Source organism: Streptococcus jiangnanensis (assembly GCF_040888325.1).
GTDB lineage: Bacteria > Bacillota > Bacilli > Lactobacillales > Streptococcaceae > Streptococcus > Streptococcus jiangnanensis.
In genome coordinates, this window is the sequence record NZ_JBFNFF010000004.1 from 167,389 (window position 1) to 173,464 (window position 6,076).

Sequence of the window (6,076 nt, forward strand, 5' to 3'; positions counted from 1 at the left end):
CGAATAGATAAGTAGGAGGAAGAAAATATGTATAATAAAGTTATCATGATCGGGCGCTTAACGTCTACACCAGAATTGCACAAAACCAACAATGACAAGTCAGTAGCGCGAGCAACTATCGCTGTGAATCGTCGTTACAAAGACCAAAACGGTGAACGTGAAGCTGATTTTGTCAATTTGGTTCTTTGGGGGAAATTGGCTGAAACCTTGGCAAGCTACGCAACTAAAGGTAGTCTTATCTCTGTGGATGGAGAACTTCGTACCCGTCGCTTTGAGAAAAATGGCCAGATGAACTATGTGACTGAAGTGCTTGCCACAGGATTCCAACTTTTGGAAAGCCGCGCCCAACGTGCTATGCGTGAAAATAACGCAGGACAGGATTTGGCAGATTTGGTCTTGGAAGAGGAAGAATTGCCATTTTAAACATTGAAAAGTCTGAGTCAATCTCGGGCTTTTTATCTTGAGAAAGTCAGACTTTTTTCTTGACTATTTCTGACCAAGTGATACAATAGAACTATGAATTAGCACTCAGATACAAAGAGTGCTAATAATATGTATTTCATCATGGAGGAAAACAGATGTTGAAACCATTAGGAGACCGTGTGGTCTTGAAAATCGAAGAAAAAGAACAAACTGTTGGAGGCTTTGTCCTTGCGGGCTCAGCCCAAGAAAAAACAAAAACAGCCCAAGTTGTAGCTACTGGACAAGGGGTTCGTACCTTGAACGGTGACTTGGTTGCTCCAAGCGTTAAGCCTGGAGACCGTGTCTTAGTTGAAGCTCACGCAGGTATTGATGTCAAAGATGGCGATGAAAAGTATATCATCGTAGGCGAAGCTAACATCTTGGCTATCATTGAAGAATAGAAGGAGAAAGTAAGTATGTCAAAAGAAATTAAATTTTCATCTGATGCTCGTTCAGCCATGGTTCGTGGTGTTGATATCCTAGCAGACACTGTTAAAGTAACCTTAGGACCAAAAGGTCGTAATGTTGTGTTGGAAAAATCATTTGGCTCACCATTGATTACCAATGACGGGGTGACCATTGCCAAAGAAATCGAGTTGGAAGACCATTTTGAAAATATGGGTGCCAAATTGGTATCAGAAGTAGCTTCAAAAACCAATGATATCGCAGGTGACGGAACGACAACTGCAACTGTCTTGACCCAAGCTATCGTCCGTGAAGGAATCAAAAACGTCACTGCAGGTGCCAACCCAATCGGTATTCGTCGTGGGATTGAAGCAGCAGTTGCCGCAGCTGTAGAAGCCTTGAAAAACAATGCCATTCCAGTTGCCAATAAAGAAGCCATCGCTCAGGTTGCTGCCGTATCTTCTCGTTCTGAGAAAGTCGGTGAATACATTTCTGAAGCCATGGAAAAAGTTGGCAAAGATGGAGTCATCACTATTGAAGAATCACGTGGTATGGAAACAGAACTTGAAGTTGTTGAAGGAATGCAGTTTGACCGTGGTTACCTATCACAGTACATGGTGACAGATAGCGAAAAAATGGTGGCTGACCTTGAAAATCCATACATTTTGATTACTGATAAGAAGATTTCAAATATCCAAGAAATCTTGCCACTTCTAGAAAGTATTCTCCAAAGCAACCGTCCACTCTTGATTATTGCAGATGATGTGGATGGCGAAGCTCTTCCGACTCTTGTATTGAACAAGATTCGTGGAACATTCAATGTCGTAGCTGTCAAGGCACCTGGATTCGGTGACCGTCGCAAAGCGATGCTTGAAGACATCGCCATCTTGACAGGAGGAACAGTCATCACAGAAGATCTTGGCCTTGAGTTGAAAGACGCTACTATTGAGGCGCTTGGTCAAGCAGCGAGAGTAACTGTGGACAAAGATAGCACTGTTATCGTAGAAGGTGCTGGAAATCCTGAAGCTATTTCTCACCGTGTTGCGGTTATCAAGTCTCAAATCGAAACTACAACATCTGAATTTGACCGTGAAAAATTGCAAGAACGCTTGGCTAAATTGTCAGGTGGTGTCGCAGTCATCAAGGTCGGAGCTGCAACTGAAACTGAGTTGAAAGAAATGAAACTCCGCATCGAAGATGCCCTCAACGCTACTCGTGCAGCCGTGGAAGAAGGAATCGTTGCAGGTGGTGGAACTGCTCTTGTCAATGTCATTCCAGCCGTAGCTGATTTGGAATTGACAGGAGATGAAGCGACAGGACGCAACATTGTTCTCCGCGCCTTGGAAGAACCTGTTCGTCAAATCGCCCACAATGCAGGATTTGAAGGATCTATTGTCATCGATCGTTTGAAAAATGCGGAAGTTGGTACAGGTTTCAACGCAGCGACTGGCGAGTGGGTCAACATGATTGAAGAGGGAATCATTGACCCAGTTAAAGTGAGCCGTTCTGCCCTTCAAAATGCAGCCTCTGTAGCTAGCTTGATTTTAACAACAGAAGCAGTCGTAGCCAATAAACCAGAACCAGTAGCCCCAGCTCCAGCAATGGATCCAAGCATGATGGGCGGGATGATGTAAAAGCAACTTATAAAAAACACAAAAGGAGGGAACATAATCCCTCCTTTTAAGGTTTTCTCTTCTAAAATTGATTTGAGCTCTCCTAACTTATATGATAAAATAAGACTAGAAGAAGGATAAGAACATGATTGATGTAGAAGAAATTCTGAGCAAGATGAATCTCAATCAGAAGATTAATTATGACCGTGTCATGCAGAAAATGGTTCAGGTTTGGAAGAAAAATGAGCAACGTCCCACTATTCTCATGCATGTTTGCTGTGCTCCTTGTAGTACCTACACTCTAGAATACCTGACAAAATACGCTGATGTGACTATCTATTTTGCCAATTCCAATATTCATCCAAAGGCAGAATACCACAAGCGGGCCTACGTTACAAAAAAATTTGTCAGTGATTTCAATGAGCGAACAGGCAATACGGTTCAGTACCTTGAAGCTCCCTACGAACCAAATGAATACCGGAAGTTAGTCAGAGGACTGGAAGAAGAACCCGAAGGTGGTGACCGTTGCAAGGTTTGTTTTGACTACCGTCTGGATAAAACGGCGCAAGTGGCTATGGACTTGGGCTTTGATTACTTTGGTTCAGCCTTGACCATCAGTCCTCATAAGAATTCTCAAACCATCAACAGCATCGGAATTGATGTGCAAAAGATTTATACCACCCACTATCTCCCAAGTGATTTCAAGAAAAATCAAGGCTACAAGCGTTCGGTGGAGATGTGCGAGGAGTATGATATCTATCGTCAATGTTATTGTGGATGCGTCTATGCAGCTCAAGCCCAGAATATTGACCTGGTTCAGGTTAAGAAGGATGCCACGGCTTTCTTGTTGGATAAGGATGTTGAAAAAGACTATTCCCACATCAAGTTTACTGTCACTAAATTAGATATATAGAAATCAACCCAGCTGAAAAGCTGGGTTTTTCAAATAAAAAAACCAGGGTTTTCACCCCAGTTTGACAACTTTACCGATTCTTTAGTTCTATGTAGCGTTTGTACCAAATGTTGACATAGGCCTCTGAGAAAGGACCGCGTCCATTGTTAATCCAATCAACAAGGATTTTAACATGCTCTTTCAAAATATAGTCTAAATCATCAGAATACTTCATTTTGCGTTTATGGCGCTCATACTCTTCAACGTCCAAGAGACGCTTTTCACCATCAGTGAAGACCTTGACATCCAAATCATAATCAATGTATTTCAGGGCTTCTTCATCGAGATAGTAAGGACTTGCCATATTGCAATAGTAGGAAATCCCATTATCACGAATCATGGCAATGATATTAAACCAATATTTTTTGTGAAAGTAAACAATAGCCGGTTCTCGAGTCACCCAACGACGACCGTCACTTTCGGTAACAAGTGTGTGGTCGTTGACGCCGATAATAGCGTTCTCTGTTGTTTTTAGTACCATGGTGTCCCGCCAAGTACGGTGAAGACTCCCATCATGCTTATAACTTTGAATTGTAATAAAGTCGCCTTCTTTTGGAAGTTTCATAACTAACCAACTTTCTACAATTTATAAGTTTATCGTCTATTATTATATCATAAATTGGTCTAATTTTTTTGAATTTTACCTGAAAATGTTAAAGATATTCTCTGAGAGCGCTTGCTATATCCGAAAAATCATAGCCTTTTCTAGCTAAAACTTGGGTCAAACGTTGCTTTAGTTCGTAACCTTCATATTTGCTAGCGTATTTAGTATATTGTTTGTCTAGCTCTTTAAAAATGAGTTCTTGAGTCGTTTCTTGGTCGACTTGACTGTCCAAGTTATCAAAGGCACTTTTAGCATCAGAATAGGAGAAGCCTTTGTTCGTCAAGTTTTGAATAATTTTATCCTGCAAGGCACGAGCGGGAAGTTTTCCCGTGTATTTTTTAAGAAGTTTCTCCGCTACACGTTGAGCGACCTCTGAAAAATCAAAATCCTTTAAAACCTCTTCAATCGTTGATTTGGCAATCCCTTTTTGAGACAGTTTTTGAGCTAGCACATAGGGTCCCTTATCTCCAGAAAGTTGATTGGCATTGATGATAGAGTAGACATACTGACGATCATTTATCCAGTTATCTTCTTTAAGATTAGCGATAACTTGACTAGTGATTGTTTCATCAAGATCATACTTTTTCAGATACTCTCTCACTTCCTTTTCAGTATGAGCCTTAAATGATAGATGGTAGAGGGCGAGATTCTTACCATAAGAAAACTGAGCAAAGCCCTGAATCTCGGTCAATTCTTCAGTGCTAACCACCTTATCTTTAGACAACATAAAACGGACAATGGTATCTTCCGTGATATATGATGTTTGCTGTCCATCTAACTCCATCAAGTAGAGACGTTTTTTCTTTTCAAGTTTTGTGATTTTCATAGTTCTATTATACCCTAAAATGTGATAAGATAGGGGTATGAATCTGAAAGTCAAACAAAAAATACCTTTAAAAATCAAGCGGATGGGCATCAATGGTGAGGGAATCGGTTTCTATCAGAAAACCCTCGTTTTTGTGCCAGGCGCCCTCAAAGGAGAAGACATCTATTGTCAAATTACTTCTATTAAACGCAACTTTGTTGAAGCCAAATTACTAAAGGTTAATAAGAAGTCTAAATTTCGAGTCGTGCCAGCTTGTACGATTTATAATGAATGTGGTGGTTGCCAAATCATGCACCTCCACTATGATAAACAGTTAGAGTTCAAAACGGATCTGCTCCATCAAGCCCTGAAAAAATTTGCTCCTGCAGGATATGAAAACTATGAAATCCGTCCAACTATCGGAATGCAGGAACCAAAGTACTACCGTGCTAAGCTTCAATTCCAGACTCGGAAATTTAAAAATCAGGTCAAGGCAGGTTTGTATGCGCAAAACTCTCATTATCTCGTAGAGTTGAAAGACTGTTTGGTGCAAGATAAGGAAACCCAAGTAATAGCGAATCGCCTAGCTGAACTTCTTACTTACCACCAAATTCCAATTACAGATGAGAGAAAAACGTTAGGCGTTCGTACTATCATGGTACGCAGAGCAAGAAAAACGGGGCAAGTTCAGATTATCATTGTCACAAATCGCCAGCTTAATTTAAATCAACTGGTCAAAGACTTAGTCAAGGATTTTCCAGAAGTCGTCACAGTTGCAGTCAATACAAATACAGCAAAAACAAGTGAAATCTATGGTGAAAAGACGGAAATTATCTGGGGCCAAGAGAGCATTCAAGAAGGAGTACTCGACTATGAGTTTTCTCTCTCGCCCCGAGCTTTTTATCAACTTAATCCGGAGCAGACAGAAATTCTCTATAGTGAAGCAATTAAGGCTCTGGATGTCAGCAAAGAAGACCATCTAATCGATGCCTATTGCGGTGTTGGGACGATCGGATTTGCCTTCGCAAAGAAGGTCAAGAGTCTCAGAGGAATGGATATTATTCCGGAAGCTATTGAAGATGCCAAGCGAAATGCTCAAAAAATGGGGTTTGACAATACCCATTACGAAGCGGGGACAGCAGAAGAGATTATTCCACGCTGGTATCAAGATGGCTACCGAGCGGATGCCTTGATAGTCGACCCTCCTCGTACAGGCTTAGATGATAAGCTACTGG

Annotated in this window: 7 protein-coding genes; 5 read left to right on the forward strand and 2 right to left on the reverse strand. The window is 41.2% G+C overall.

Annotated elements, in window-relative coordinates; all coding sequences use genetic code 11:
- Positions 1-27 precede the first annotated feature (27 nt).
- The 4 genes from AB2B49_RS07180 (at position 28) to AB2B49_RS07195 (ending at position 3,393) form a co-directional block, all read left to right on the forward strand.
- Positions 28-423 carry a single-stranded DNA-binding protein gene (locus AB2B49_RS07180; RefSeq protein WP_000282459.1) on the forward strand — a complete coding sequence of 132 codons (396 nt, stop codon included), beginning with the start codon at positions 28-30 and terminating at the stop codon, positions 421-423.
- A 155-nt stretch (positions 424-578) separates the two neighbouring features.
- Entirely contained in the window at positions 579-863 is a 285-nt protein-coding gene (groES, locus tag AB2B49_RS07185; protein ID WP_000917326.1) for a co-chaperone GroES, read from the forward strand.
- Between the two features lie 15 nt (positions 864-878).
- Positions 879-2,501 carry a chaperonin GroEL gene (gene groL, locus AB2B49_RS07190; RefSeq protein WP_000031560.1) on the forward strand — a complete coding sequence of 541 codons (1,623 nt, stop codon included), beginning with the start codon at positions 879-881 and terminating at the stop codon, positions 2,499-2,501.
- Between the two features lie 124 nt (positions 2,502-2,625).
- A complete protein-coding gene (locus tag AB2B49_RS07195) occupies positions 2,626-3,393 on the forward strand; it encodes an epoxyqueuosine reductase QueH (RefSeq protein ID WP_049505067.1) in 768 nt (255 codons plus the stop codon).
- A 70-nt stretch (positions 3,394-3,463) separates the two neighbouring features.
- On the opposite strand, the gene ntdP is transcribed toward AB2B49_RS07195, so the two are convergent.
- Positions 3,464-3,997 (reverse strand): nucleoside tri-diphosphate phosphatase, encoded by a 534-nt coding sequence (ntdP, locus tag AB2B49_RS07200; protein ID WP_000775318.1) that lies wholly within the window; start codon positions 3,995-3,997, stop codon positions 3,464-3,466.
- 88 nt (positions 3,998-4,085) lie between these two features.
- Entirely contained in the window at positions 4,086-4,862 is a 777-nt protein-coding gene (gene recX / locus AB2B49_RS07205) for a recombination regulator RecX (protein ID WP_049505065.1), read from the reverse strand.
- A gap of 37 nt (positions 4,863-4,899) precedes the next feature.
- Here recX and rlmD point away from each other — a divergent pair.
- The coding region (gene rlmD, locus AB2B49_RS07210; RefSeq protein WP_320692033.1) for a 23S rRNA (uracil(1939)-C(5))-methyltransferase RlmD at positions 4,900-6,076 on the forward strand (1,177 nt) is incomplete at its 3' end.